General features: G+C 71.2%; 23 protein-coding genes and 1 pseudogene. 9 read left to right on the top strand and 15 right to left on the bottom strand.

All coding sequences use genetic code 11. The features are described from left to right. Positions 1-33 precede the first annotated feature (33 nt). A complete protein-coding gene (locus AAFF41_RS46030; RefSeq protein WP_319750413.1) occupies positions 34-936 on the bottom strand; it encodes a carbohydrate ABC transporter permease in 903 nt (300 codons plus the stop codon). Between the two features lie 4 nt (positions 937-940). Further along, positions 941-1,870, bottom strand: coding sequence for a carbohydrate ABC transporter permease (locus AAFF41_RS46025; protein WP_319750414.1), 930 nt, complete (start codon positions 1,868-1,870; stop codon positions 941-943). 150 nt (positions 1,871-2,020) lie between these two features. Between AAFF41_RS46025 and AAFF41_RS46020 the strand changes: the two genes are divergently transcribed. Continuing rightward, entirely contained in the window at positions 2,021-3,394 is a 1,374-nt protein-coding gene (locus tag AAFF41_RS46020) for a glycoside hydrolase family 125 protein (RefSeq protein ID WP_343326460.1), read from the top strand. A 164-nt stretch (positions 3,395-3,558) separates the two neighbouring features. Here AAFF41_RS46020 and AAFF41_RS46015 read toward each other — a convergent pair whose 3' ends face one another. Further along, complete coding sequence (locus AAFF41_RS46015; protein ID WP_319750415.1) at positions 3,559-3,822, bottom strand: hypothetical protein; 264 nt, start codon at positions 3,820-3,822, stop codon at positions 3,559-3,561. Positions 3,823-4,134: 312 nt separating this feature from the next. Here AAFF41_RS46015 and AAFF41_RS46010 point away from each other — a divergent pair, with 312 nt between their 5' ends. After that, positions 4,135-4,530, top strand: coding sequence for a VOC family protein (locus AAFF41_RS46010; RefSeq protein WP_319750416.1), 396 nt, complete (start codon positions 4,135-4,137; stop codon positions 4,528-4,530). 125 nt (positions 4,531-4,655) lie between these two features. On the opposite strand, the gene AAFF41_RS46005 is transcribed toward AAFF41_RS46010, so the two are convergent. Further along, positions 4,656-5,369: a carboxymuconolactone decarboxylase family protein gene (locus AAFF41_RS46005; protein WP_319750418.1), complete on the bottom strand. Its 714-nt coding sequence runs from the start codon at positions 5,367-5,369 to the stop codon at positions 4,656-4,658. Between the two features lie 76 nt (positions 5,370-5,445). Between AAFF41_RS46005 and AAFF41_RS46000 the strand changes: the two genes are divergently transcribed. Next, the gene (locus AAFF41_RS46000) at positions 5,446-6,084 is read left to right on the top strand and encodes a TetR/AcrR family transcriptional regulator (protein ID WP_319750420.1); all 639 of its coding nucleotides are present in this window, start codon (positions 5,446-5,448) and stop codon (positions 6,082-6,084) included. Between the two features lie 32 nt (positions 6,085-6,116). Here the strand turns inward: AAFF41_RS46000 and AAFF41_RS45995 are convergent, their stop codons facing one another. The 3 genes from AAFF41_RS45995 to AAFF41_RS45985 all read right to left on the bottom strand — a co-directional run bounded on the left by AAFF41_RS45995 (position 6,117) and on the right by AAFF41_RS45985 (position 7,782). After that, entirely contained in the window at positions 6,117-6,476 is a 360-nt protein-coding gene (locus tag AAFF41_RS45995) for an ArsR/SmtB family transcription factor (RefSeq protein ID WP_060900065.1), read from the bottom strand. A gap of 200 nt (positions 6,477-6,676) precedes the next feature. Next, entirely contained in the window at positions 6,677-7,051 is a 375-nt protein-coding gene (locus AAFF41_RS45990) for a roadblock/LC7 domain-containing protein (RefSeq protein ID WP_181648450.1), read from the bottom strand. Between the two features lie 158 nt (positions 7,052-7,209). Continuing rightward, entirely contained in the window at positions 7,210-7,782 is a 573-nt protein-coding gene (locus AAFF41_RS45985) for a rhodanese-like domain-containing protein (protein ID WP_319750421.1), read from the bottom strand. A gap of 74 nt (positions 7,783-7,856) precedes the next feature. On the opposite strand from AAFF41_RS45985, the gene AAFF41_RS45980 reads away from it, so the two are divergent. Further along, the gene (locus tag AAFF41_RS45980; protein WP_319750422.1) at positions 7,857-8,138 is read left to right on the top strand and encodes a metal-sensitive transcriptional regulator; all 282 of its coding nucleotides are present in this window, start codon (positions 7,857-7,859) and stop codon (positions 8,136-8,138) included. A 21-nt stretch (positions 8,139-8,159) separates the two neighbouring features. On the opposite strand, the gene AAFF41_RS45975 is transcribed toward AAFF41_RS45980, so the two are convergent. From AAFF41_RS45975 to AAFF41_RS45945, 7 genes are all read right to left on the bottom strand, one after another. Further along, on the bottom strand, positions 8,160-8,912 hold the full coding sequence (locus AAFF41_RS45975) for a sulfite exporter TauE/SafE family protein (RefSeq protein ID WP_343325951.1): 753 nt from the start codon (positions 8,910-8,912) through the stop codon (positions 8,160-8,162). Further along, positions 8,909-9,328 (bottom strand): rhodanese-like domain-containing protein, encoded by a 420-nt coding sequence (locus AAFF41_RS45970; protein WP_343325950.1) that lies wholly within the window; start codon positions 9,326-9,328, stop codon positions 8,909-8,911. The genes AAFF41_RS45975 and AAFF41_RS45970 overlap by 4 nt, the downstream gene beginning before the upstream one ends. Positions 9,329-9,500: 172 nt before the next feature. Then, complete coding sequence (locus AAFF41_RS45965) at positions 9,501-10,874, bottom strand: MBL fold metallo-hydrolase (RefSeq protein WP_319750425.1); 1,374 nt, start codon at positions 10,872-10,874, stop codon at positions 9,501-9,503. Positions 10,875-11,016: 142 nt separating this feature from the next. Further along, positions 11,017-12,243, bottom strand: a complete 1,227-nt coding sequence (locus AAFF41_RS45960) for an NAD(P)/FAD-dependent oxidoreductase (RefSeq protein ID WP_319750427.1) — start codon at positions 12,241-12,243, stop codon at positions 11,017-11,019. Between the two features lie 56 nt (positions 12,244-12,299). After that, positions 12,300-12,620, bottom strand: a complete 321-nt coding sequence (locus AAFF41_RS45955; RefSeq protein WP_343325949.1) for a hypothetical protein — start codon at positions 12,618-12,620, stop codon at positions 12,300-12,302. A 286-nt stretch (positions 12,621-12,906) separates the two neighbouring features. Continuing rightward, on the bottom strand, positions 12,907-13,932 hold the full coding sequence (locus tag AAFF41_RS45950; protein ID WP_319750429.1) for an alcohol dehydrogenase: 1,026 nt from the start codon (positions 13,930-13,932) through the stop codon (positions 12,907-12,909). A gap of 487 nt (positions 13,933-14,419) precedes the next feature. Then, the gene (locus AAFF41_RS45945; RefSeq protein ID WP_319750430.1) at positions 14,420-15,883 is read right to left on the bottom strand and encodes a serine hydrolase domain-containing protein; all 1,464 of its coding nucleotides are present in this window, start codon (positions 15,881-15,883) and stop codon (positions 14,420-14,422) included. 151 nt (positions 15,884-16,034) lie between these two features. Between AAFF41_RS45945 and AAFF41_RS45940 the strand changes: the two genes are divergently transcribed. The 4 genes from AAFF41_RS45940 (at position 16,035) to AAFF41_RS45925 (ending at position 22,528) form a co-directional block, all read left to right on the top strand. Beyond that, positions 16,035-19,391 carry a family 78 glycoside hydrolase catalytic domain gene (locus AAFF41_RS45940; RefSeq protein WP_319750431.1) on the top strand — a complete coding sequence of 1,119 codons (3,357 nt, stop codon included), beginning with the start codon at positions 16,035-16,037 and terminating at the stop codon, positions 19,389-19,391. A gap of 104 nt (positions 19,392-19,495) precedes the next feature. Beyond that, positions 19,496-20,731, top strand: a complete 1,236-nt coding sequence (locus AAFF41_RS45935) for a 4-hydroxybenzoate 3-monooxygenase (RefSeq protein WP_319750432.1) — start codon at positions 19,496-19,498, stop codon at positions 20,729-20,731. A gap of 164 nt (positions 20,732-20,895) precedes the next feature. Further along, complete coding sequence (locus tag AAFF41_RS45930; RefSeq protein ID WP_343325948.1) at positions 20,896-22,308, top strand: serine/threonine protein kinase; 1,413 nt, start codon at positions 20,896-20,898, stop codon at positions 22,306-22,308. After that, complete coding sequence (locus tag AAFF41_RS45925; RefSeq protein ID WP_343325947.1) at positions 22,259-22,528, top strand: hypothetical protein; 270 nt, start codon at positions 22,259-22,261, stop codon at positions 22,526-22,528. The genes AAFF41_RS45930 and AAFF41_RS45925 overlap by 50 nt, the downstream gene beginning before the upstream one ends. Here AAFF41_RS45925 and AAFF41_RS45920 read toward each other — a convergent pair. Continuing rightward, a complete protein-coding gene (locus AAFF41_RS45920) occupies positions 22,520-25,798 on the bottom strand; it encodes an amidohydrolase family protein (protein ID WP_343325946.1) in 3,279 nt (1,092 codons plus the stop codon). The two genes, AAFF41_RS45925 and AAFF41_RS45920, sit on opposite strands and share 9 nt — an antisense overlap. Before the next feature lie 187 nt (positions 25,799-25,985). Here AAFF41_RS45920 and AAFF41_RS45915 point away from each other — a divergent pair. After that, positions 25,986-26,063: pseudogene (locus AAFF41_RS45915) on the top strand (3-oxoacyl-ACP reductase); the annotation flags it as partial. Between the last annotated feature and the right edge of the window lie 21 nt (positions 26,064-26,084).

Below are 26,084 nucleotides of genomic sequence, written 5' to 3'. Positions count from 1 at the left end.
GTACGGGGAGTGGGTCGGCTGACGTGGTGCGGGTCAGCGCTGGTTGACGGTGCCCAGAGCGCTCAGGCCTTGGATGAAGTAGCGCTGGGCCACGAAGAACACGGCCAGTGGGGGCAGCATGTAGAGCAGGTTGGTGGCCATGTAGAGGTTCCAGTCCGGGGTCTGGCCGGCGAACTGGGAGACGAAGGAGGCCATGCCGACGCTCAGCGGCCACTTCTGGGACGAGTAGAGATAGATCAGCGGGTTGAGGTAGTCGTTCCACGACATCTGGAAGGCCAGGATGGACATGGTGATCCAGGCCGGTCGGGTGAGGGGCAGCATGACGCTCACGAAGATCCGGAGGTGTCCCGCGCCGTCGACCTTGGCGGCCTCGTCGATGGACTGGGGAATGGAGAGGAAGTACTGGCGGGCGAGGAAGATGAACAGCGGATTGCCGCCCAGCCAGGCCGGCACGATCAGCGGCAGCCAGGTGTCGTACCAGCCGATGTCCTTGAACAGCTGGAACAGCGGGATGATGCCGACCACCGGTGGCAGGAGCATGCTGCCGACGAAGACGTAGAACAGGATCCTCCGGCCGGGGAAGCGGAGCCGGGCCAGGGCGTATCCGGCCATCATCGATGTCATCACCCCGCCGATCACCGAAAGTCCGGTGATGACGAGGGAGTTGAGCAACAGCCGCGGGAAGTGGATCGCCTTCGGCCCGTCGATGAAGTTCTTGAAATGGAACTCGTGGGGCAGCAGTTTCGGCGGCACTTCGAAGACGGCCGAAGGCCCTTTGAGCGCGACGGTGAACATCCACAGGATGGGCAGGATCATCACGGAGCTGATGAGCAGCGCGACGGTGTACCAGGACGCGGCACGTGCGGCCCTGCCCCGCGGTCGGGCCGCCCCCGCGCTGTCGGGCGGCGGCGGAGCGGTCGGCGGCGATGTCTTCATGACGTCAGGAGACGTGGTCACTGTAGGTCCAAATCGAGGAGAAGCGAGCGGTGGCGGCGATCAGGACGACGATGACGAGGAAGAGCACCCACACCTGGGCGGAGGCGTAGCCGAGTTGAGCGACCCGGCCGAGGCTGGGGAAGCCGTTGGTGTAGATCGACAGCATCAGCACCCTGGTGCTGAATCCCGGGCCGCCCATGCCGTCCGGGGAGAGGATCTTGGGCTGGTTGAAGGCCTGGAGGGCGGTCACCATCTGCAGCACGACCTGCAGCACCATGATCGGGCTGATCAGCGGCAGGGTGATCCGGAAGAACACCGTCCTGGGTCCGGCGCCGTCGAGCCTGGCCGCTTCGTAGAGCTCGGTGGGAACCGCCTGAAGCGCGGCGAGGAAAATGATCATTGTTGAGCCGACGCTCCACAGCATGACGATCACGATCGAGGGCATCGCCGAGTCCGAACCGGACAGCCACTCACTCGTCGGGAGATGAAGCCACGTCAGCACCTGGTTCGCCAGGCCGACTTGGGGATTGAAGACGAACTTCCACAGCGTGATCGTGGCGACCACGGGCAGTACGACGGGCAGGTAGCACAGGGTGCGCAGCAGGCTGACCCCCCGCATCCGCTGGTTGCAGAAGACCGCCAGCGCCAGCCCGATGGCCAGCGACAGGGGCACGTACAGAACGACCAGCAGCAGGGTGGCGCGTACCGAGGGCCAGAACGACGGGTCGGTGGTGAACATCCTTCGGAAGTTGTCGAAGCCGACGAACTTCGGGACCGAAAGGCCGTTGTACTGCGTCAGCGCGAAGTACGCCGACCGGATCAGCGGGTAGACGACGAACACCGTGAACCCGATGAGGGCCGGCGCAAGGAACACGTACGCAGCCCGGGCGTCCGATCCGAGCTTTCTGCGCTGCGGGCGCGGAGGAGCTGTCACATGCGTTCACCTTCTCCCTACGGGGAGTTGGCGATGGCTCAGTCCTGGGCGGGCTCGCCGGTCTGGTGGTCGCCAGCTCCCTCAAGGTAACGTTTCCATTCCCCGTTGATCACACCGTGGCGTAGGTCACAGGAGGAGTCAAGAGGCGTGATGGTAACGTTTCCCATTCCCGAATCTCCTCCGCCCTGGAGCATTCCGGAGTCCCTGAGGACGCTCGGAGGGAAGCTCGCCACCGAACTGCGGGGTACCGGCCCGGCCGCGGACATCATCGAGAGCTGCCTGACCAACACATGGGTCACGTCGATGAGTTGGGGAACTCCTGCGACCCCTGGGGCGGCGGAGGTCTTCGTCAGGACCGGCGACATACCGGCGATGTGGTTGCGCGACAGCACCGCCCAGATGCGTCCCTACCTGGCCCTGGCCGCGGATCCCCGGATCGGAGATGTCCTGGTCGGCGTGTCGCGGCGTCAGATCCGCTGCGTCCTGCTGGACCCGTACGCGAATGCCTTCAACGACGGCCCCACCGACGCGCACGGCGAGCCCACCGACCGTCCCGCAGTGGGAAGTTGGGTCTGGGAGCGCAAGTACGAGCTCGACTCGCTGTGCGCGCCACTTCAGTTGGCGTACGCGCTCTGGCAGGCGACCGGTCGCGTGGACCACCTGGACGACGGCTTTCGCCGCGCCGCGTGGACGATCGTCCGAACCTGGCGTGTCGAGCAGGCGCACGAGCGGTCACCGTATCGATTCGTCCGGCCCTCCGGCCCCTTCTCGTCGGACACCCTTCCGCTCGGCGGCCGCGGCGCGCCGGTGGCGTGGACCGGTATGACGTGGTCGGGCTTCCGGCCGAGCGACGACCGCTGCACGTACGGCTATCTCGTGCCGGCCAACGCGATGGCGTCGACATGCCTGCACGGCCTGGCCGCACTGGCCGAGTGTGTCCTGCACGACACGGAACTCGCCCGGACGTCGTTGGCGCTGGCGGACGAGATCGACGCGGGAATCCTGGCGACCGCGGTGGTGGAGGCGGGCGGCACGTCCGTGCTGGCGTACGAGGTGGACGGCCGGGGCCATGTCCTGCTGGGCGACGACGCCAATCTCCCCAGCCTGCTGAGCCTCCCCCTCAGCGGCTGGTGCGCCCGGGACGACCCGCTGTACCGGTCCACTCGGCGGCTCGTGCTGTCCGACGCGAACTCCTCCTACTTCCGCGGCAGGTTCGCGTCCGGGGTGGGCAGTGCGCACACCCCGGACCGGCACGTCTGGCCGCTGGCGATCGCCGTCGCCGGCCTGACAGGCGACGAGAGCGACGCGGCGCGGGCTCTGGACACACTGGCGGTCACCACCGCGGACACCGGGCTGATGCACGAGAGTTTCCATGTCGACGACCCCGGCCGGTTCACCCGGGACTGGTTCGGCTGGGCCAATGCCATGTTCTGTGAACTCGCCCTCGACCTGTGCGGACGCGGCGTGCGCCACCTCTTTCCCAGGCATCCGCGCGTCCCGCCTGCCGCCCCGGGCGTCATCTGAGAAACGCCCGTCTCTTCAGGCCGCCTACCGGCAAGTCGGCAGCACTTCAGGGCGAACCCACCTCCGCCACCGTCCAGTGGCGCGTCGACCTGACACAGGTATCGGGCCGACGTGCCGTACGAGAAGGTCTGCCTGTGCGGACGGCCAGGCGGAAGGGGCTGGGCTCAGCAGTCCTCGACCGGTGCGCCGACGGGCAGTCCGAAGTGCGCGCGAGCCGCGGTCTCCAGAGCGGCGGGCGTCCCGGCGGCGTCGTCGAGCCGGGACTCGGAGACGAAGCTGAAGTGGTTCTCCTCCCACGCGGCGTAACCGGCACCGTCCGGCGCCTCCTCCTGCGCCACGACGCGGTAGCCGCCGTCGATGTCCCGCTCCAGCCGCACCACCTGCGGGAAGTGAGCGCCGCCGCACTCCACGAGGGCGCCGTCACGCACCCACCCCGTACTCCATGCACAGTGTGTCGACCCCGGCCCGCACCCGGTCGCCGTTCTCCCGGAGGTCCAGTGCTTCCGCCCGGCAGAACCACTTCGCCGTACGCATGGAACCCAAGCACCGTCGCGGGCGCGGAGGTCGTCGTCGAACCCCGCTCGGGCACGGACGCCCAGTTCTTCGTCGTCGAAGCCGCGCTGTGAGCCTGGCCGTGGTTCACGGACGGCCGGCCGAGACCCGCGCGTCGAGACGAGGGTGTGAAGCGGGCGATGGTGTGGTGCCGGCCCGCCCGATCACGGTCCTGACAAGATGGCGGCATGGAACATGTGCTTGGTATCGGTGGGTACTTCATGCGGGCCGCCGACCCGGCGTCCCTGAACGCGTGGTACCGCGACTGCCTGGGCCTGGACGCCGACGAGAACGGACTGTGGCGTCAGGAGACCGGGCCGACGGTGTTCGCGACGTTCGAGTCCGAGACCGACTACTTCGGGTCCCGCGCCCAGCAGGCCATGCTCAACTTCCGGGTCCGCGACCTGGATGCGATGCTCGCGCAATTGCGCGCCAAGGGAGCGGACGTGGCCGAAGAGACGCAGGACATGGAAGGTGTCGGTCGATTCGGTTGGGTCACCGATCCCGAGGGCAATCGGATCGAGCTGTGGCAGCCCGCCTCACCGCATCTTCGCGCAGGCGCGGGAGGCGGGACGGCACGGTAGGTGATGTTGTCGGCCTCGGCGGACGAGAACTCCGTCCCGGCGACCGGGGCTCGTGCAGGCCGATGAGGACACCGTCCAGACCGTGAGTTGCACCGGTGAGACAACCCTGGCGCGGGCGAGGAAGGTCAGGCGGCGCCGGGCGTCCGCTTCCCCTCCTGTTCCTCCCGCTCGGCGAGCAGCGCGTCGAGGACGTTCAAGGCACGCCAGGTCCGTGTCATTCCGAAGGGCGCGGTGACGCGGACGGCGGCGCGGACCTCATCCGGTGTCGCCCCCGCGCCCAGTGCGCGGCCGACGTGAGCGCGGAAGCTTTCCTGGAGGGTCTGGTAGAGGACGTCCACCGTCATGGTGGCGAACGCCCGTTCGCGGACGCTGATGCGGGACATGTCGGCCCGCATGCGCGACTGCAGGTCCATGTAGTCGGCCAGGCCAGGGTCGAGGGCTTGGACCTGGGCGCGCATCGCCGCGGGAAGCGGGCTGCCCGTGCCGTCCGCGTTCACCTCGTGGCCCTTGCCGGTCGGTCCGGGCAGGCCGTGCTCGCGCTCGATCTCGGCCAGCCGCACGAGCGCGGCCAGCGCCGCCGGGTATCCGCTGTCGTAGGAGATGAAGCGGAGCAGTTCGCGCAGGTCGTCGGCGTCGACGCCCTGGTCGAGGGCGGCTCGCACATGCAGTTCGTACGGCATTCCGAGGACCTGTTCGCACACGTCGGCGACGAGGCTGAGCAGGATGCGCTCGCGTGGCGTCAGCTCCGGGCCCTCGCCGGCGAGTCGAAAGCTCGCGGCAGCCATCTCCGCGAACGCCGGGTCCAGCTCGACGATCGTGCTCTGGGTCGGCAGTGTCATGGCGGACTCCCCCATAGGTGAACGCCTGTAGTGCTACGACTGTAGCCCTACAGAGCGTCCCCTACAATGCCGAACCATGGACGCGACCACCCCGGCCCGGAAGGCCGCCCGGACCACCTCACGCGGCCGCAACCCGCGGGGCCAGGGCGAGCGGCTGCGCGCCGAGATCGTCGACGCGACGCTGCGGCTGCTGGACGAGCTCGCGGACGACGAGGCCCTGTCGCTGCGTGCCGTCGCTCGCGAGGTGGGCATCGCCGCGACGTCCGTCTACATCCACTTCGCCGACCGCGACGCGCTGGTGCTGGCCGCGTTGGAGCGCTGCCACACGGACCTGCTGCGCGCGGTGGACGAGGCGGAGTCGGGTGCCACCGACCCGGTGGCCGCGTTGCGCGCCCGCACCGCGCTGCTCGGGGCGTGGTCCCGCGAGCACCCGGGGCTGTACAAGGTGTTGCACGAGAGCACGCTCAACCGGCGCACGGACATGTCCTTCAAGGAGGAGATGGCCGGGCGCACGACCGCGGCGATCCGTCGCTGCATGGACGCCGGGCTGGCGCCTCGGGGCGACGTCGAGACCGTGTCCCTGGATCTGCGGACGGCCGTCCATGGCGCGGTGTCACTGCGCGTCAACCAACCCGAGCTGCCCTGGCCCCCGTTGGAGGAGCAGGTCGACCGGTTCCTGACGAAACTGGTCGGTGTGCCGCCCGAGAAAGGGTGACGGGGCCGCGCGGCCCACAGCCCCGCACAGGGTCAGCCGCCGGAGGACACCGGTGGCAGGGACGTGTCGTTCTGCCGCAGTTCGACCAGGAGTTCGTTCTGCCCGGCCAGTAGCTCCGTGAGGATGCGGCGGGCCGCGCGCAGCAGCTCCGCGACGTCACCGCCGGCCAGCGCGTAACTGACGGTGGAGCCCTCGCGGATGGACACCACGATGCCGGAACGACGCAGGACGGCCAGCTGCTGCGACAGGCTGGACGGCTCGATGTCGAGGTCGGCGAGCAGGTCCCGCACCGGGACCGGGCCGTGTTGCAGCAGCTCGAGGACCCTGATGCGCACGGGGTGTCCCAGCATGCGGAAGAACTCCGCCTTGGCCTGGTAGAGGGGGACCCGCATCGGTGCTCGCTCCCTGCCGCGTGGGGATGGTCGTCACCTGGTGCGGTGACGCCCGGAAGGCGCCGCCGCACCACGTGACCGTCGCTGCCGATCCTTCTCGCTCACGGCCGCGCGCATCCACCTGTTGGGATGATGCTGATGTGGTGACTTGAAGAAGTCTTCACATCGTGGGCACACGTCAGCCAGAGGATCCGGCCGTCCTAGACTTCCAACTGCTCCTCGACGCGCTTGAGTTGGTGGCGGGCCATCGCCAGATTCGAACGCGCCTTGTCGAGCACGAGGTAGAGGAACAGACCGTTGCCGTTGCGTCCGGTGACCGGTCGGATGAGGTGGTACTGCGTTTCGAGAGTGATCAGGATGTCCTCGATCCGGCTCTTGAGACCCAGTTGCTCCATGGTCCGCACCTTCGCGCGGACGACATCCGTGTTTCCGGCGGCAGCGATCGTGAGGTCGAGGTCCTTGCCTCCGCCCAGCGTACCCAGCGCCATGCCGCTGGTGTAGTCGACCACGGCCGCCCCCAACGCTCCCTCGGCCGCGGTCATCATTTCCTTCAGCGACACTTCCACACTCGCCATAGCGCCTCCCCTTGGTTGTCGGCTGTGCGGCGGGATCGGCGATGCCCGTCCGGCCGCGTGACCGCACCGTATGCGGACGGCCGAGGCGCCGACGGGAGTATCTCCGAGGCTGACATCGAGCGATCGGAGATGATCGCGACGGCATCGATTTCCGACTACTACTGCCCTGTTGCGGCCAGTACCGCGAGGGTGTCGTCGAAGTCGGTGGCACGGGGCTGATTGAGCGGGAGCTTGGCCAGAACACGGGCCATGGCGCAGCTACCGCTGACGGCCGAGTACACCAGGCCTCCGGCGACGCCGACGGACAACCAGCGGGCGGCCGAACGGCGTTGTCCGACCGCGAGTCCGACGAGGACCAGGGACCCGGCGACGAAGCGGACCTGCCGGTCCATGGGCCAGACGCCGCGGGCGTCGGCCGGACGGTGCAGGTCGTGTCCGTGCCGGCTCCAGGCGGTCGTGCCGCCGGTGAGCGTGGCGGCGGGGATGCCGTGTGCGGTGAGGGTGGCGCAGGCCTGCGCGGAGCGGGCGCCGGAGGCGCACACCATGACGAGGTCACCGCGCTCGGCGGCGGACTTCAGGACGGGCACGGCCGCGTCGAGACGGTCCACGGGGATGTTGTGGGCGCCCGCTATGTGGCCCGAGGCGTACTCGCCGGGGGTGCGCACATCGATGACGGTCAGCTCGTGGAGCCGGGCGTGGGCCTGGTCGGGGGCGAGGGAAATGGCGGTCACTGGGAATTTCCTTCTCTTTCTGGTGCTTCACCCCACGGACAGGATACCCGCGGGGGTATATCGAGGGAGGGCTTGTGGAACTGGCGATGGCAGCCGAGGAGCTGAAGACGGTGGTCAACCGGCTGCGCCGGGCGCAGGGGCAGATCGCCGGAGTGATCAACATGATCGAGGAGGGACGGGACTGCGAGGACGTGGTCACCCAGCTCGCCGCGGCCTCCCGGGCGCTGGACAAGGCCGGGTTCGCGATCATCGCGACCGGTCTGCAGCACTGTCTGACCGATGCCGACCTGGCCGCCGACGGCGACCGTGAGCGGATGCGGGCCCGTCTGGAGAAGCTGTTCCTGTCCCTGGCGTGAGTCCGCCGGTACCGGCCGGGGTCAGGTCAGGGCGTCGACGAGCATGAACACGGCGACCGCCAGCAGGACCACGGCGAAGGTGCGCTGAAGGAGGGGGCCCGAGACCTTGCCGGCCAGGCGTTTGCCGTCCCAGGCGCCCAGGATCGCGGTCCCGGTGAAGGGCGCGATCAACGTCCAGTCCAGGCCCGACGTCGTGGCACCGCGGGTGAGCAGCGAGGCCAGCGAGTTGACCGAGATGATCAGCAGGCTGGTGCCGATGGCGGCCTGCATCTCGAAGGCCAGGACGGTGACCAGGGCCGGCACGGCGAGGAACCCGCCGCCCACCCCCAGCAGTCCGGTCAGCGCGCCCAGCCCCGCTCCGGTGCCGAGGGCCCTGGCCGGACGAACAGCGCCGGGCTCCGCTGCGGACGTCGCCCGGGAGGGGCGCAGCATGCGGGTGGCCGCCAGCGCGGCGACGGCGGCGAACGCGGCGATCAGCAGCGGCTGCGGCAGCCGGGCCGACGCCGCTCCGGCCGCCACCGCCGGGACGATGCCGGCGGCCGCGAACAGCGTGCCGGCCCGCCATCGCACATGGCCGCTGCGGGCGTGGCCGAACAGGGCCGTCAGTGAGGTGGCGGTGACGATCAGGAGGCTTGCGGTGGTGGCCGCTGCCGGGGTGAAACCGAGCAGGTAGATCAGAGCGGGCACGGCGAGGACGCTGCCTCCCCCGCCCAGCGCGCCCAGCGCGAGACCGACCAGGGCCCCGGCGACGAGCGCAAGAACGAACGCGCTCACGCTATGGCACCGTCGTCTCCGTCCGGGCCGGCCACCGGCAGACCGGCCCGCGCCCAGGCGACCATGCCGCCGGTGACATCGGTGGCCTCCGTCCCACGGCCGGTCAGGATCTCGACGGCCTGCCGGGAACGCCGACCGGAGCGGCAGATCGCCACGACCGGCCTGCCCTGGGCGGCTGGTGGCAGGACCTCCCCCGCCACCAGCCGGGACAGGGGCAGGTGCAGCGCATCCGGTGCGTGTCCGGCCTCCCACTCGGCGGTTTCACGGACGTCGACCAGGACGGCCTGGCCGTGGGCGGCCCGCTGGTGGGCCTGGACGGGGTCGAGACGACGGGAGGCACGACTGCGGCTGCGGCTGCGGCTGCGGCTGCGGCTGCGGCTGCGGCTGCGGCTGCGGCTGCGGCTGCGGAAGAACATGGGTTCATCACTCCGAACGGGTGTTGCGGCGGGGGGCGGGGGTTCCGTGAGGGTCTGGCTGAGGTCCAGCAGTCCGTACGGGACCGGGTGCGGGTCGATCCATGGCGGACCAGGTGGAAGTCAGCCCGTGCTGGACCAGGTGAGGGACGGCGCGCGCTGGACCAGGTGAGAGTCAGCCCGTGCTGGACCTGGTGAGGGTCAGTCCGGCCTCGACGGCGGCGTCGAAGCTGTCGTCCACGGCGACCACGCCGCGTCCCGCGGCGTCCAGGAAGGAGGCGGCGATCGCCGCGCGCATCCCGCCCGCGCAGTGCACCCACACCTCCCCCGCGGGCACCTCCCCGAGACGACCGGGCAGTTCATGGATGGGGATGTGCACCGAACCCTCCACGGAGCCGCCCGCGCGCTCGGAGTCGCGCCGCACGTCCAGCACCACCACGTCCTCGCCGCGACCGCGGCGGGCGGCGAGGTCGGCGAAGGTCGCGCGTGGGAAGGACCGCGGCTCCGCTCCCCCGGGCACCCAGTCCCAGGGGCCGCCGGTGGCGGCGGCGACCGGCCGGTCGATGCCGACCCGGGCCAGCTCCCGCTGTGCCGCGGCGATCCGCTCGGGTGTGTCGGCGAGCAGCGTGACGGGCTTGCCCCATGGGATCAGCCAGGCCAGGTAGGTGGCCGGCTTGCCGTCGCCCTCGAAGTTGAAGGAGCCGGCGACGTGCCCCTGGGCGAACGCGACACGGTTGCGCAGGTCGACGACCCATTCACCGGCCGCCAGCCGCTGGGCGATCTGTGCTGCGTCGGCCGGACGTGGCGGGGTGAGGTCGACGGGAGCGGGGCCCGCGGCGTTGGCCGGGCCCATGTGCGCGTAGTACGCCGGGACGTCGTCCAGACCGGCGAGCAGGTCGGCGACGAAGGTGTCCACGTCGCGGATGAGGGCTTCGTTGGTCTTGCGTTCCCGCCCGATCGTGGAGGTGTCCCCCTCGGCCTGGGATCCGGAGCAGAAACTGCCGAACCCGTGCGTGGGCAGCACCGGCACCTCGTCGTCCAGCTCCTCGGCAAGACGGCGGGCGGAGGCGTACTGCGCGCGGGCCAGCTGCTCGGTCAGCCGCGGTTCGACCAGGTCCGGCCGCCCCACCGTACCGATCAGCAGTGATCCGCCGGTGAAGGCGGCCACGCCGTGCCCGTCCTCTTCCAGGACATAGGACGTGTGGTGCGGGGTGTGGCCCGGGGTGGCCAGTGCCCTCAGGGCCAGGCCCCGGTCGACCGTGACGGTGTCGCCGTCGGCGACCGGGGTGCGGGCGAAGGACACCGAGGCCCCGACCGGGACCAGATAGCGGGCACCGGTGACCCGGGCCAGTTCGAGTCCGCCGCTCACGTAGTCGTTGTGCAGGTGCGTCTCGGCCACGTACGCGATCCGCACGCCTCGCCGGGCGGCGGCGGCGATCACCTGATCGATGTCGCGCGGGGGATCGATCACGACCGCCTCGCCAGGGCCGCCGGCCAGGTAGCTGCGGTTGCCCAGGCCCTCGAACTCCAGGGTGTCGACGAAGAACACGGGTTCGGCTCCTTCCGGTTGAAAGTACCCCAGGGGGTATCTGACATCCACCGTAACAGATATACCCTGGGGGGTATCTCCAGGCGTATGCGCGGAGGTGCTTCAGGGACAGCCGGCGACCGCCGGCGACGGCGAGGGCGCCCTAGACGAGGCCCTTGAGCATGCCGCGCCAGTACAGGGCAGGCAGGCCGTACCGCTTGAGCAGCCACATGTCGCGGCGCTCCTTGGTGGTGTCCAGCAGGGGGATACTGGGGGCGGGGCGCTGGTCGTAGTCGAACTCGGCGAGCAGCACCTTGCCGCGGGCCGTGACCAACGGGCAGGACGTGTAACCGTCGTAGCGGCGCTGTTCACGGTGCTCGCCGTTGATCTCGGCCAGCAGGTTGGCCACCAGGACGGGGGCCTGCTTTCGGACGGCGGCGCCGGTCTTGGAGGTGGGCAGGTTGGCGACGTCGCCAAGGGCGAAGACATGGCGGTGCCGTGGGTGTTGCAGGGTGTGCTTGTCCACTTCGACGTAGCCGTAGGGGCTCGCGGGATCGGCCAGCGGGCCGCCCTCGACCCAGCCCGGCGCGCGCTGCGGCGGTACGGCATGGAGCAGGTCGAACGCGAGGCCGTCCTCGGCGCCGGTGGAGCGGTCGGCCACGGTGAGCCGACGGGCCGCGCCGTCGACGGAGGTCATCTCGGAGTTCAGCCGGACCTCGATGCCGTAACGCTCGGCGACGCGTTCCAAGGCCCTGCGCCAGACCGGTACGCCGAACATGGAGTCGGCGGGCAGCACGAGGACCACCCGGATACGGTCCAGGACCCCCTGCCTGCGCCAGTGGTCGGCGGCCAGATAGGCGATCTTCTGCGGGGCGCCGCCACATTTCACCGGGCCGCTCGGCTGGGTGAAGACCGCGGTGCCCGAGCGCAGGCCACGGATGAGTTCCCAGGTGTACGGGGCGTACTCGAAGGCGTAGTTGCTGGATACGGCACCGTGCCCGACGGCGGCGCCGAGGCCGGGGATCGCGTCCCAGTCCAGTTGGAGACCGGGTGCCATCACGAGGTGGTCGTAGCCGATGGTGCGGTGCGTCGTGGTGACGGTCCGCGCCTCGGGGTCGACAGCGGTGGCGGCCTCGCGGATCCAGTGCACCTGCCTGGGCACGACGGAGGCTTCGGGGCGGTGGGTGACACCGAGTGGGGCCCGGCCGCCGCCGACCAGGGTCCACAGCGGCTGATACCAGTGGACGTCGGCCGGTTCGAGCACCGCGATGTCGCCGAGACCGGCGCGCCGCAGGCGGGCCGCGACGGTGATGCCCGCGGTTCCACCTCCGATGATCAACACCTGGAAGTGGTCGCGGGCGGCGCCGGAGGCGGGGTGGGTGGAGGGCATGGCGGGCTCCTCACAATCCTCGGGTATACCCCCAGGGGTATCGGGTGAGCCCGATGCTAGGCCACGCCCGTCGACGGGACCAATGCGCGGTCGATTAATTGCCAGCCAGGTAAGGGGAGTTGACGCACATGGCGACCGTCGGCTAGGTCCAGGCGGTGAGGACCGGCCGTGGAGCGTGTCCCGCGCGCGAAGACGATCCGCCCCTCGAACACGATCCGGCCGACCCGGACCCACGTGACGTCGTGGAAGTCGACGGACAGCAGATCGCCGTCCAGCACGTCCGAGGACGCCGACGCGGACACCGAGAGGCAGCGCTTCCGCCGGGGCTGGTTCCACTCCGCGCGGGTGCGCCCCGCGGGTTTCCGCGACGGGGTCACGTGGACGCTGCGCCACCGGGGGCCGTCCCGTCGGCCTGATCCCCTACGGCTGCGGCCGCTGTGGCAGGTGGAGCGCGACGGGTACCGCTGGTGCCGCGCCGGCCCGGTCGCCCCTCCGCCGTCGTACGGGACGCGGTGGTCCTGATCCGAGCGCCTGCTCGGCAAGACGGGCGCCGCCTCCCACGCCGAGGCCACCGCCCTGGCCCGACGGGAGGGTCCCCCGCGGCCGTCCCCGGAGGTCCTGGCCCCCTTCGTCGAACGCCATCCGGGCCACTGGGCCGCCGTGTCAGCTCATGGTGAGCACCATCCGGAAGCGGGCGGCACCGGAGAGCATCTTCTGGTACGCCTCGTCGGTCTCGCCCAGCGTCACGACCTCGGTCATCGGACGGATGCCGTGCAGGGCGCTGAACTCCATGGTGTCCTGGATGTCCTGCGAGGTACCGCTCGGGTGGCCGCTGACGACCTTGCCCGCCGTCAGCAGCTGGGCCGGGGTGATGCCGAGCGGCTCCGCGTCCACGCCGATGACCACCAGCTCACCGCGGGGACCCAGACCATCCACGGTCGCGGTGATGGCGGCGGAGTTCGACGCGGTGGCCAGGACGACCTGTGCACCCCCGAGGGACTGAAGCGCGTCGGCGACCGGAGTGCCGGCCGTGCTGTCGACGTAGTGGTGCGCGCCGAGCTGCTTGGCGAAGTCGGCCTTGTCGCCACCGCGGGCGATGGCCACGGTCTCGAAACCCATCGCGGCCGCGTACTTCACCCCCAGGTGTCCGAGGCCGCCGATGCCGAGAACGGCGACCAGGTCACCTGACCGCGCCGAGCTGCGCCGCAGGCCGTTGAACATGGTCACGCCCGCGCAGGCCAGAGGCCCCGCGTCGGTGGCCGCCAGCGCGTCGGGGATCCGGGCCAGCGCGTCCACGGGCACGACCGCCGTCTGCGCGTATCCACCGTCGTACGCCCATCCGGGGACCCGCAGGTTCTCACAGACGATGAAGTCGCCCTGCCGACAGGGCGTGCAATGGCCGCACGCGCCGCCGAACCAGCCCACCGCCACCCGGTCCCCCACCTGCCAGCCCCAGTCCCCCGTCCCCTCGCCGAGTTCCGCGATCCGCCCGGCGATCTCATGCCCGGGGACCACCGGGAACGTCACGCCGGGAACGCCGGCGTTCACGAACAAGGTGTCGCTGTGGCACACCCCGCAGGCGTCGACGGTGATCCGTACGTGTCGGGGGCCCGGCTGCGGTACCTCACGCTCGACGACCTCGAACGAACCGCCGGGGGCGGTCACCTGCGCGACGCGATAGCTGGTCATCCGGATCCCTGCCTTGGAGAGTCGGTCTGATCTCGAAAGCGCTCCGCCCGCAGGTGGTCACGGGGGCTGGTGACAGGCGCGCGGGGCGGCACGCGGACCGCACGCGAGCCCGACCGGCTTGTTTCACTCCGGTGGTGGTGTCGGTCGGTGGCCGGGCCGGATCCGTCTGCCGTGCCTCGGCGGGCCATCGACGGACGGGCGCGGATAGCCTCACGCTACTTCAGGTCACAGCAGGACGCTCGGCGAGTTCGCCGTCCACCGCGCGGCCTGGGCACGTGCGGGCCGACGCTCGCGAGCGTTGCGAGCCGCGCGGTCACGGCACACTGCGGCCACGGTGTCCCGTCACCTCCGCCGCCGAAACGCCCCCCTCTACGTCGAGGAGAGCGGCACACCGTTCCCCTCGACGGCCCGCCACCCACCGCCTAGCGCCTACCGAACAGGAGCAGCCGACTGCCCGCCCCGGGCGAAAGCCCACCCGTCCCGGCTGTCACACCCGATCTCCCACGGGCGCCCGGAGCGAGTGCAGCCGACCGCCATGGATCGGTGTCGTGTGCCAGCGCACGGTGAAGGTGCCGTCCGGCAGCGAACACGTCACGGTCAGCCGGTGCGGGGTCTCCAGGAACAGCACGTCGAGGCGCAGCGTGTCCTGGTCCGTCCAGCCACCGCTGACCGCGGTGGGCGGGCCGCCCGCGTCGACGGTCCAACCGGTGGCACCGAGTCGCAGCTCGATGAGCTCGTCGTCCTCCGCGAGCGACACGCCCCAGCCCTTCCCGTCCGCATCGGCGGTGACCGTGACGCCCGTCAAGGTCCGCTGCTGCGGGCACTCACCGTCCTCCGGTGCGAACACGGCGCCCCTCCAGTCGTCGCCCCGCGCGGGCGGCTCGGGGCTCGCCTCGACGGGCGGGAGGGCCAGCTCCGCGAGGCGGCGGCGCAGGCCCTCGTCCGCCGTGCCCGGGAGCCGTTCGGCCGGAAGCCGTTCGGCGCCGAACGCCGGGAGGAGGTGGCGCCACACCAGATTCAGCAGACCCTGCATGTCCTCGGTCGCGGCGGTCGTCGCGATGACCGCGTCGTGCTCGGGCAGGACGAGACAGAACTGCCCGTACGCGCCGTCGCCGCGGTACCCGTGCCTGCTCCTCCAGAACTGGTACCCGTACCCCTGCTGCCAGTCCGACTGCGCGCCCTCCCGCGTACCGTCGGCGGTGGAGACGTGCGCGCGGGTCGCTTCCGCGATCCATGAGGAAGGAAGCAGCCGCCGCCCCTCCCAGACACCGTCCTGCAAATAGAACTGGCCGAGCCGGGCGATCGCGTCCGTCGTGGCATGCAGACCGCTGAAGCCGAGGTCACGCCCGGGCGGCCGTTGGAGCCAGGCCGTCTCGCCGATGCCCAGCGGGTCGAACAGCCGGGGCCGCAGATACTCCGTCAACGGCTGGCCGCTCACGCGCTGGATGATCGCGGCGAGCGTGTACGTGCAGGGCTGGTTGTACGCGAAGACGGTCCCGGGATCCCGGTCCGGCGGAAAGAGCAGGAACCCCCGTACGATCTCGTCGCGGTCGCGTCGGATCGAGGTCGCGTAGGTCTCTTCGAGGTGGCCGCTGGCCATGGCGGCCACATGGCGTACGAGCATGGCGCGGCTGCGCGGGTCGGTGATGTCGGCCTCGAACTCGGGGAAGTACGAGATCACGGGGTCGTCCAGGCGCAACAGCCCTTCGGTGGCGGCGAATCCGGCGGCCGTGGACGTGAAGCTCTTGCTGAGCGAGTAAAGCAGGTGGCGGCGGTCGGGTGTGTAGGGCGCCCACCAGCCGGAGGCCACGAGGTGCCCGTGGCGCAGGATCATCAGGCTGTGCGGTTCGATGTCCGGCGCCGCCTCGACGGCGTCGAGGAAGGCGTGGATGCCCGCGGCGTCCACCCCCTGGGCTGCGGGGGTGCTGGCGGGCAGGGGACGGGCGCTCATGAAGGCTGCCTCCGGGCGGCTCTGGCGGTGACGGGAGCGGGGCACTGTGTGCATTTGGCATCTTTCCGTCGCGGGGCACCGTCTGTCCACGAGGTGCGTGCAGGACTCTTGAGGCTGAAGAGACGTGATGCGTAGGATCGTTGCCAGCGGAATGAAACGTTTCAATTTTCATCGCTTCACCGTCGGGTTCACCATCGACTCCACCGTCGACTTCACCATCGAGGGGCGACACATGGCCAAGGATTGGAACCGCCGCGTCTTCCTGCGCAGCTCCGTCGCCGGAGCGGGCGCCACCGTCGCGCTCGGGTCCGGAGGCGCCCACACCGCCTCCGCGACCCCCGGAGCGAGCGCCGACGCCCCGCGGGAGGGCGGTCTGCGCATCGACCGCACCACCGTCGAGTACGCCGAGACGCTGCTCGGCACCGAGGTCGAACACCCCAGACTCACCTGGGAGTTGACCGCCCCGGGCCGGGGTGCGCGGCAGTCCGCGTACCAGGTACGGGTGGCGCTCACCGAGAAGGACCTGCGCGAGGGGCGGCGCCTGGTCTGGGACTCTGGGCGGGTCGAGTCGGACCGCAGCGTCGGCATCGCCTACGCGGGGCCCGCGCTGCGACCCCGTACCCGCTACCACTGGCAGGTCAGGGTCTGGGACGGCGACGGCCGTCCGTCGGCGTGGAGCGCCCCGCGCTGGTGGGAGACAACGTTGCCAACGGACGGCTGGCAGGGCTTCTGGATCGGAGCGGCGGCCCTGCCCGAACCCCCTGGCTTCGACGGGGCGTCCTGGATCTGGTCGCCCGGCTCGACCACCGGTTCCGCCCCCGTCGGGCCCCGTTGGTTCCGCACCACGACCACCCTCCCCACCGGCAGTGAGGTGCGCAGGGCGAGACTGGTGGCCACGGCCGACGACGACTTCACGCTCTACGTCGACGGACAGCAGGTCCTGTATCAGCCCCAGCAGACGGACGCCTGGCGCACCGGGCATCTCGCCGAGGTCACCGAGCAGGTGCGCGGGGCGAGCGGCGGACGGATCGTGGTCGCCGCCGTCGCGACCAACCGCGACAACGGGTCCGCCAATCCGGGCGGGCTCCTGCTCCGCCTGATCGTGGAGACCACGTCCGGCGACACGGTCGAACTCGTCACCGGCGACGGGTGGCGCTGCGTCGACAGTGAGCAACAGGGCTGGCAGCGGCCTGACTTCGACGACACGGGCTGGTCCGGGGCCGCCGTGCTCGCACCCTGGGGACAGGGCCCCTGGGGCACCGGCGTGTCCGTCAGCGTCCCCGAACAGCCCGCTCCCCTGCTGCGCCGGACGTTCAGCGTCCCGAAGGACGTCGTGCGTGCCCGCCTGTACATCAGCGGACTCGCCTACTACGAGGCCGAGATCAACGGAGTCCGCGTCGGCCGTCAGGTCCTCGACCCCGGCTTCACGGACTACGAGGAGACGGTGCTCTACGCGGTGCACGACGTCACGGACCGCGTCCGGCGCGGCGCCAACGCGATCGGGGTGACGCTCGGGCGCGGCTTCTTCGGTCTGACCAGCCCCACCGCGTGGAACTGGAACCGAGCGCCCTGGCACGGTGAACCCCGACTGCTGGCGCAACTGGAGATGGACCATCCGGACGGCTCGCGCACCACCGTCGCCACGGACGGCACCTGGCGAATCACCGACGGACCGACCCTCTCCAACTCCCTCTACGCGGGCGAGACCTACGACGCCCGCAAGGCGCCCCGGGACTGGACGCGCCCCGGCTTCGACGACCGCTCCTGGCAGGAGGCCCAACGGCAGACCGCGCCCAAGGGCACCCTGCACGCTCAGGGGCACGACCCGATCGAGGTGGCGGAGACCCTACGCCCGGTGGACATCCGCGAGTTGAGCCAGGGTGTCCACGTGGTCGACATGGGGCGGACGCTCGCGGGCTGGACCCGGCTGACCGTGCGCGCCGAGGCGGGGACGACCGTCCGGCTGGTCCACGGGGAGCGGCTGAACTCCGACGGGAGTGTCCTCGCCCGCAACGACCTGGTGCCGGGCCGTTGTCAGACGGACGAGTACGTGTGTGCGGGCGGCGGCGCGGACGAGGTGTGGGAGCCCCGGTTCTCGTACAAGGGCTTCCGCTACGTCCAGGTCAGCGGGCTGCCCGCGAAGCCGGGGCCCGAGCAGGTGCTCGGCCGGGTCGTGCACACGCGGGTGGCGTCGACGAGCACGTTCTCCTGCTCCGAACCGTTCTACGAGCAGTTGGACCGGGCGATGCGCCGCACCGTCCTCAACAACCTCCACGGCATTCCGACGGACACTCCCGTGTACGAGAAGAACGGCTGGACCGGCGACGCGCAGCTCGGCGCGCCCGTGATGGCGTACGCCTTCGGTGTGCACCGCTTCCTGACGAAGTGGCTCGGTGACCTGAGAGACAGTCAGAACGTCGAAGGGCAGCTGCCGGTGATCGTGCCGAGCGGCGGCTGGGGCTACCACGATCTGGCTCCCGCTCCCGAGTGGACGACGGTGTACCCCTTCCTGCTGCGGGAGATGTACCGCGTGTACGGGGACGAGCGACTCGCCCGTGACCACTGGGCGCCGCTCGTCCGCTACCTGGACTGGGAGATCGGGCGCCTCCAGGACGGCCTTGCGGTGACCGCCCTCGGCGACTGGCTGCCGCCGGGCTACGGCGGCAACCCGCCCGAGGACACCAGGCTGACCGCCACGGCCTATCTGCACCGCGCGCTCACCGGGACCGCGGAACTGGCCGACCTGCTGGGCGACACCGAGGTGGCGGCCCGCTACCGCAGGACGGCCGAGGCGTTGAAGGAGGCGTTCAACGCGGCGTTCCTCGGCGCGGACGGCCACTACCGCACGGCGAAGGACCCCGACTACCGCCAGACCAGCAACTGCCTCCCGCTGGCCTTCGGGCTCGTGCCGCCCGGCGCCCGGGCGAGCGTGGTCGACTCGCTCCTGGCCGACATCGCACGGCGTGGCAACCACCTCAACACGGGGGCGCTGGGCACCAGCGTGCTGCTGCGCGAGCTCTCGGCCCAGGGGCATCCCGAGGTGGCCCACGCCCTCGCCACCCAGCGCACGTACCCCGGTTGGGGGTACTGGTTCGACAACGGCGCCGACACCATGTGGGAGATGTGGCCGCTCGACTCCCGCTCCCGGGACCACTACTTCCTGGGCACCGTGGTGCAGTGGCTCTACGAGAACGTGGCGGGCCTGCGCCCCGGCGACGCGGGCTACCGCACCTTCACGGTCCGCCCGGACGGCCGTACGGGCGTGGACTGGGCCCGCACCTCGGTGCGGACCGTGCGCGGCCGGGCGGCGGCGGCGTGGTCCGTCGTGGACGGGACGACGCGGCTGTCGGTGGGAGTGCCGGTGGGGGCGACGGCGGAGGTGCATGTCCCGGCGGCCGACCGCTCGGCCGTCGCGTCGCCGGCCGGTGCGAAGTGGGTGCGCTCGGAGCCGGGGTTCGTCGTGTACACGGTGCCGCAGGGGAGTTGGGAGTTCGTGGCGCGCGCCTGAGCCGCGGCAGGTCGGCGCGGCAGGGGCGGAGGGGTTGTGCGGGCCATGTCAGAGGGTCGCGCAGGCGCTGTGAGGGCTTGTCGGATCGCCGCCATAATGCCGAAATGATCAACCCCTCCCCCACATCCGCGCCGGCGCCGCGCGTCCCCGTCGTCATCATCGGTGCGGGACCTGCCGGGCTCACCGTCGCCAACATCCTGCGGGCCGCGTCCGTCGACTGCGTGGTCCTGGAGACCGAGAGCCGGGAGTTCGTCGAACAGCGGCCCCGCGCCGGATTCATCGAGGAGTGGGCGGTGCGGGCGCTGCGTCATCGGGGGCTGGCCGACCGGCTGGTGGAGCGGGCACAGGCACACAGCGAGTGCGAGTTCCGGATCGACGGCGAGCAGCACCGCTTCCGGTACGCGACGCTGACCGGGGACCGGCACTTCGTCTATCCGCAGCCGCTGCTGGTGACGGACCTGGTACGCGAGTACGCCGACGTGAAGGGCGGCGAGATCCTTTTCGGTGTGCGGGACGTCGCCCTGCACGGCATCGACGGCGACCGCCCGACGGTGCTCTACACCGATCCGCGGACGGGTGAGCGCCGGCGGATCGACTGCGACATCGTCGCCGGCTGCGACGGCGCGCGCGGGGTGACCCGCGCCCATGTGGCCCCGGACCGGGGCACGGTGGCCCGGTACGACTACGGGGTCGGCTGGCTGGCGCTGCTCGCCGAGGCGCCGCCGTCCAGCGACTGCGTCGTCTTCGGTGTCCACCCGCGCGGATTCGGCGCCCACATGGCCCGCAGCCCCGAGGTCACCCGCTACTACCTGGAGGTGGCGCCCGGTGAGGACCCGGAGAACTGGTCGCACGACCGCGTCTGGTCGGAGCTGCACGCCCGGCTGTCGGCCACCGGAGCCCCGGCTCTCACCGAGGGGCCGCTGATCGAGAAACGCGTCCTCGACATGCACAGTTACGTCGTGGAGCCGATGACGTACGGGCGGCTGTTCCTGGCCGGAGACTCCGCGCACCTCGTCGCGCCGATCGCCGCGAAGGGCATGAACCTCGCACTGCACGACGCCCTGCTGCTGGCCGACGCGCTCGTCGCCTACTACCTCAGAGGGGACTCCGACGGACTGCGCGGCTACTCTGCGGCCTGTCTGCGGCGGGTGTGGGAGTACCAGGAATTCTCCCGGTGGTTCGCGGAGTTGCTGCACGGACCGTCCTCGGGCGATCCCTTCCGGGCGGGTTCCGCGCGAGCCCGCCTGCGACGGATCCTCGGCTCACCCGCGGCGGCGGCCACCTTCGCCGAGTCGTACATCGGCAAGGTCACCGGCCCGATGGCCATGACGACGCCGTGAGATGAACGGCAGTGGAGATGCGGCCTGAATTCTTCGCACGGGTGCGCTACGCGCAAAGAATTCCGGAAATCGGGGCCCCGGAATCGCCCGCCTTTGAACACACAACGTCACACCCGCCGTACAACCGGGAAAGGTGAGAGTCCGGTGCGCAGCGAGGGATGACCATGGTCAAGGTGCAAGTCTCCACGAATGAGTTGGTCGCCGGAAGATACCGACTGCTGGAGGGTGTCCACCACGAGGAGGGGCGTGAGGGCTGGCACGGTCAGGACGTCGAGTCCGAGCGGCCGGTCACCCTGACGCGCTCCCGTCTCCCGGCCCATCTCCGTGAGGAGGCGGAGCTTCGCACCGCCGTCCGGATCACCCGGGAGTCCGAGGCCCTGGGGCTGGTCTGCCCCGGGCGGGTGTCCGTCGTCGTCGATGTCGTCGAGGACAAGGACTTCCTCTGGACGGTCACCGCACGGCCGGAGGGGGTTCCGCTGAGCGCGCTCCTCGGGCACGGCCCGGTGGACTACGTCCGCGCGGCCCGGATCGGGCTCGGTGTCCTCGACGTCCTGGGCGCGGCCCATCAGGAAGGGATCACACACGGCGACCTCAGCCCCGGCCAGGTGTGGGTGGAGGAGCGCGGCGGGGTCACGGTGGCCGGCTTCGGGCTGATGGGGGCCAGCGCCTCTCCGCGCCTCACGGCACCGTCGTACGCCTCTCCCGAGCAGGCCCGTGGCGAGGGCGGTGGACCGGCCACGGACCTGTGGGCGCTGGGCGCGATCATGTACGAGATGGTCGAGGGCCGGCCGGCCATCCGGGACCGGGGAGGGCTCGAAGCGACGTTCCGCGCCGTGGAACGGCTGCCCATCCGGGCCCCGTTGAGCGCCGGGCCGCTCAGTCCGGCCATTCAGGGGCTCCTGCGCAGGGATCCGGTGGAGCGGGTGCCCGAGTCGGTCGTGCGGGAGGCGCTCACGCGCATTCTCAAGGCGGAACTCGACGAGGACTCGATGCCCACCGAGACCCTGCCGGTCTTCCGGGACCTCGACGCCCCGCCGGCGAGGCGGGTGTGGGGCAAGGTGCCCCTCAGCCGCCCGGTGCTGCTGGGCGGGGCGCTGGCCGTGACGGTCGTCTGCTTCGCCGGACTCACCGCGGCGGGCGGGCTGTCCGAGCGCGGCACCTCCGCGTCCGGTCCCGCGCCGTCCCCCAAGGTTTCCGCCACCCCGTCGCCCACGCCGAGCGCCTCGCCCAGCAGCACCGTTGCCCAGCAGGCCCCGTCGACGTCCCCCTCCCCCTTCTTCCTCATCCGCTTCCGCCTCCCCTTCGCCGTCCCACACCCTCACCGAGGATCCGCCGACCGGCTTCTTCCGCTACACCGCGCCCCAGGGCTTCTCCGTCGCACTGCCCAAGGGCTGGAAGCCGGTACGGACCGAGAGTTCCCCCGACGGCTCCTATCGGGTCACGCTCGGCGCGAGCGGCGACCCGCGCACACTGGTCGTCACCTACAGCACCCGGCTCACCTCGGACCCCGTCGCGGTCTGGCGCGAGGTGGACACCTCGCTGCGCGGCGACTCCATCGCGTACGAACGGCTGGGTGACATCCGCGCCATCACCTACCAGGGCTACAAGGGTGCGGACATGGAGTGGCTCTCGACGAACGACGGGGTCCGTGAGCGCACGTTCGGGCGCGGCTACCTCATCGGTGACCACGAGGGCTTCTCGCTCAGGTGGACGACCCCGGCCGCCGACTGGGACACCGCCGCCGACCGGAACGCCCTGACCACCTTCCTGCGGACCTTCAAGGGCGGATCACAGTGAACCCGTATGGCAACAGCCGTCCCTGCGCATCAGCCGCCCCACTTCGAGCCAGTCGTCCTCGGTCACGTCGCGCCACCGCGCCGACGCCGACGCGGACGCGGAGACCTTCGACGGCGGCTCGAAAGCGGCCACCAGGTCCCGCGTCACGTACGGCGTTCCGCCCCTCAGCACCGACACCGTGCGGACGAGGGTGTCGAAGTCCTCGAAGGGATCGCCGTCCACCACCGTGAGATCGGCGAGCTTCCCCGGCTCTACGGTGCCGAGGTCGCCGTCGAGGCCGAAGAGGCGGGACGGCAGGACGGTCGCGGTGCGCAGCGCCCCGGCCGGTGACAGCCCGCCGCGGTGCAGGGCCCGCAGAGCCAGGTGCAGGGAGAGCCCGACCGGTACCAGCGGCTGGTCCGTGCCGAGCGCGACGAGACCGCCCGCGGCCAGTACCCGCCGGTATACGTCCGTCTCGGTGAGCAGGGTGGCCAGTTGGGCCGCGGTGGGCGGCACGCCCGCGGACCGCCGTACGGCGGCGGAGTCCCACGGGGGCATGACGACGGTGACGCGGGTGTCGTCGGCGAGCCCCGGATCGGCGCCGAGCAGCGGCGCGGAGGTGAACGGCGTGGCGACGAGGGCGAAGTTGGCGCCCTGCCCGGTGTAGATCTCCACGACGTCCTCGTAGGCCCGTCCGGTGGCGCTCACCGCGTGACCGAACTCCCCGCGCTGAGTGGCCAGCAGATGGGTCGTCAGGTCCTGTCCGCTCTGGACGCCTGGTGACAGGAGATGGCTCCCCGAGCGCACCCCGAGCCGTTCGTGCGCGAATCGCGCCGCTTCCTCCATCACCCAACTCGGCGCTCGCACGTAGGTCTTGACGAAGTCCCAGTCCAGGGCCGCACCCCGCTCCAGCGACCTGCGCAGACCGTCCCTCGTGCGGTGGGCGCGCCCCATGCTGTAGGCGACCCGCGAGCCGTCGAGCAGTTCGCCGGTGGTCAGCAGGCGGGGTCCGGCGAGCTGACCGACGGCCACCGCCTCGCGGATGCGGGCCTGCTCGTAGGCGAATCCGCCCAGGGAGACGGCCGTCGTGATCCCGTAGGTCAGTTGACCGACGGTCTGGCGGCCTCCATACGTGCTCTGCCAGGGGTGGGTGTGGGTGTCCCACAGCCCGGGGATCACGGTGCGGTTCGAGGCGTCGATCCTGCGGAGGGCGCCTCGGCCGCGGGCCCGGTGCGGCGCGACTTCGGCGACGCGTCCGCCGCGTACGACGATGTCCACGTCGTCCCTGACCGACTCGCCGGTGCCGTCCCACAGGCGCCCGGCGTGCACCACCGTGTCGGCGGGGGCGGTCCGGTGCTGGTCGAGCGGGACCCGGACGGTGCGGCGGTCGTGCCCGTCGATGCCGATGAGCCGCAGGCTGCCCGCCGAGAGGTACAGGAGAGTTTTCGAGTCGCCGGACCAGGAGGGGTGGTCGGCGGGTTCGCTGGCGAGGGTGCGCGGGGCGCCGGTCGGGGTGCCGTCGGGGGCGACGGGCAGCACGCACAGCGCGGACTCGACGACGACCGCCATCCAGCGTCCGTCGGGTGACCAGACGGGTCCGGAGTCGTAGCGGTCGGCGATGCAGACGTGGGGTGCGACGGCGTGGAGGCGGTCGGTGCCGGTCGTGGTGTCGACGATCCTGATGACGTTGTAGCCCTCGCGGAAGCGGAGGTTGAGGCGGTTGCGGTCGCACAGCGCGAGGTATCTGCCGTCGGGCGACCAACTGGGGCGTCCGGGCAGCCCGCCGCCGCCGAGCGGGGTCACCAGGACGCGTTCCGCACCGCTGCCCAGATCGCGCAGGACGAGCCTTCCGGTCATGTCGAGACAGGCGAGCCGCTTCCCGTCGGGCGAGAGCGCGGGATGGACCCGCCCGCCCGTGGCGAGCGCGGTCTCCTCGCCGGTGGCGAGATCGCGCCGGTACACGCCGAGCAGTCCGTCGCGGTCGTCGGCGTACACGAGGGACCGTCCGTCGCGTGCCCAGACCGGTGCGAGCAGATAGCGGGTCGGTCCGGACTTCCGCAGTCGCTCGGGCGGGCGCCCGCCCGAGATTCCGGCCAGCCAGAGCGAGTTGAGGGCGGCGAAGGCGATGTGCCGTCCGTCGGGGGACAGCGCGGGCAGGTGGATGCCCCGCACCGGGCGCACCCGCTCCTCGCCGAGGTCGTAGTCCTTGGTCCGGTACCGCGGCCGGTCCACCGGCAGTTCGCCCTCGAAGGGGATCGGCTCGGTCCGCGCCGGCTTCTCCGGTCGTACGAGGGTGAAGTGGCCGTCCACGGTGAGGAGCAGTTCCCCCGCCGGGGTCCAGCGTGGCGGCACGGGTGCGAGGTCTCCGGCGAGCGCGACGGGCGTGCCGTCGACGACGAGGGCGCAGGAGGCGCTCGGGGCAGCGGTGACGCGCAGGTACGCGAGGCGGCGGCCGTCGGGGGCGAGGGCCGGGGTCATGACCTGCGCGGCCGTGGTCTCCGTGTGCTCGACGACGACCGGGCCCGCGGCGCCGGCCGGTACCGCGGCGATGGTGCGGGCTTCGAGGCCGGGCCCCGTGGGCAGGGAGACGGCCTTCGCGCGGACGAAGAGGACGCGCCTGCCGTCCGGCGACCAGGTGGGGTCGAAGTCCTCCCAGGGGCCGTCCTGCAAGGGTCTGTCCTGACCGGTGAGCCCGGTGACGCGGGTCAGTTCGCCGTTTGCCAGGTCCAGGACGTGGATGCGGTACGGGCTGCCCTCGACCGGGTCGCCGCCCCGCTCGGAGGCGAAGGCGATCCGGGTGCCGTCCGGGGACCAGGCCGGGGCGCGATCGTCCCAGGGGCCGTCGGTGCGCTGCCGTACGTCCGAGCCGTCGGGGCGCATGGTCCACAGGTGGTAGCCACCGCCCTGGTACGCGCAGAACGCGATGAGCTGGCCGTCCGGGGAGTGTGTGGGCCGGTCGGGTTCGAGGCCGGCCGGGGTGAGGGGCACGGCACGGCCGCCGGTACGTGGGAGCGACCACAGCACATGCTGGATCTCGACGATCAGCCCGTCACCTGCCGGCGAGAGCGTGGCCGCGCCGTTGGTGGCCTCCGAGAACGACAGGGAGAGCGCGGCGCGACCGCTCGCCGCGGCCGGAACGGCGCTGCGGGCGGTGGAGGAAACGCCCACGACACCCGCGACGCCTGCCGCGGCGAGGAGTTGACGACGGGAAGGACGAGAGAGAAGCGAGCGCGGGGAAAGCGGGGAGGGACGGGAGGTGGGGAAGGCTTCGGAGCTCCGGTCACGTTCCATGACAGAGAACCCTTACTCATCCCAAAGCCCGGGAGCAACAGCGCCCTTCACGCCAAACGGGCACCTCCCGCACGGAAGGCCCTCCTCCCGACGCACCTCTTGTCGCCGCCTCACCGCCGACCTAGACTCCTCTCTGAACTGAAGTTGGTTCAGTAAATGTCTCGTGCCACGGACGGGAGCAGACCGCATGCTGGATTCGCTCGGTGGCAAGGCCGCCCTCGTCACCGGCGCGGGCCAGGGCATCGGGCGGGCCATCGCCGTGGAGATGGCCCGCCAGGGGGCGTCG

The organism is Streptomyces mirabilis, assembly GCF_039503195.1.
In the GTDB taxonomy this organism is placed as follows: Bacteria; Actinomycetota; Actinomycetes; order Streptomycetales; family Streptomycetaceae; genus Streptomyces; species Streptomyces mirabilis_D.
This window is presented reverse-complemented; position numbering and strand designations above follow the sequence as displayed.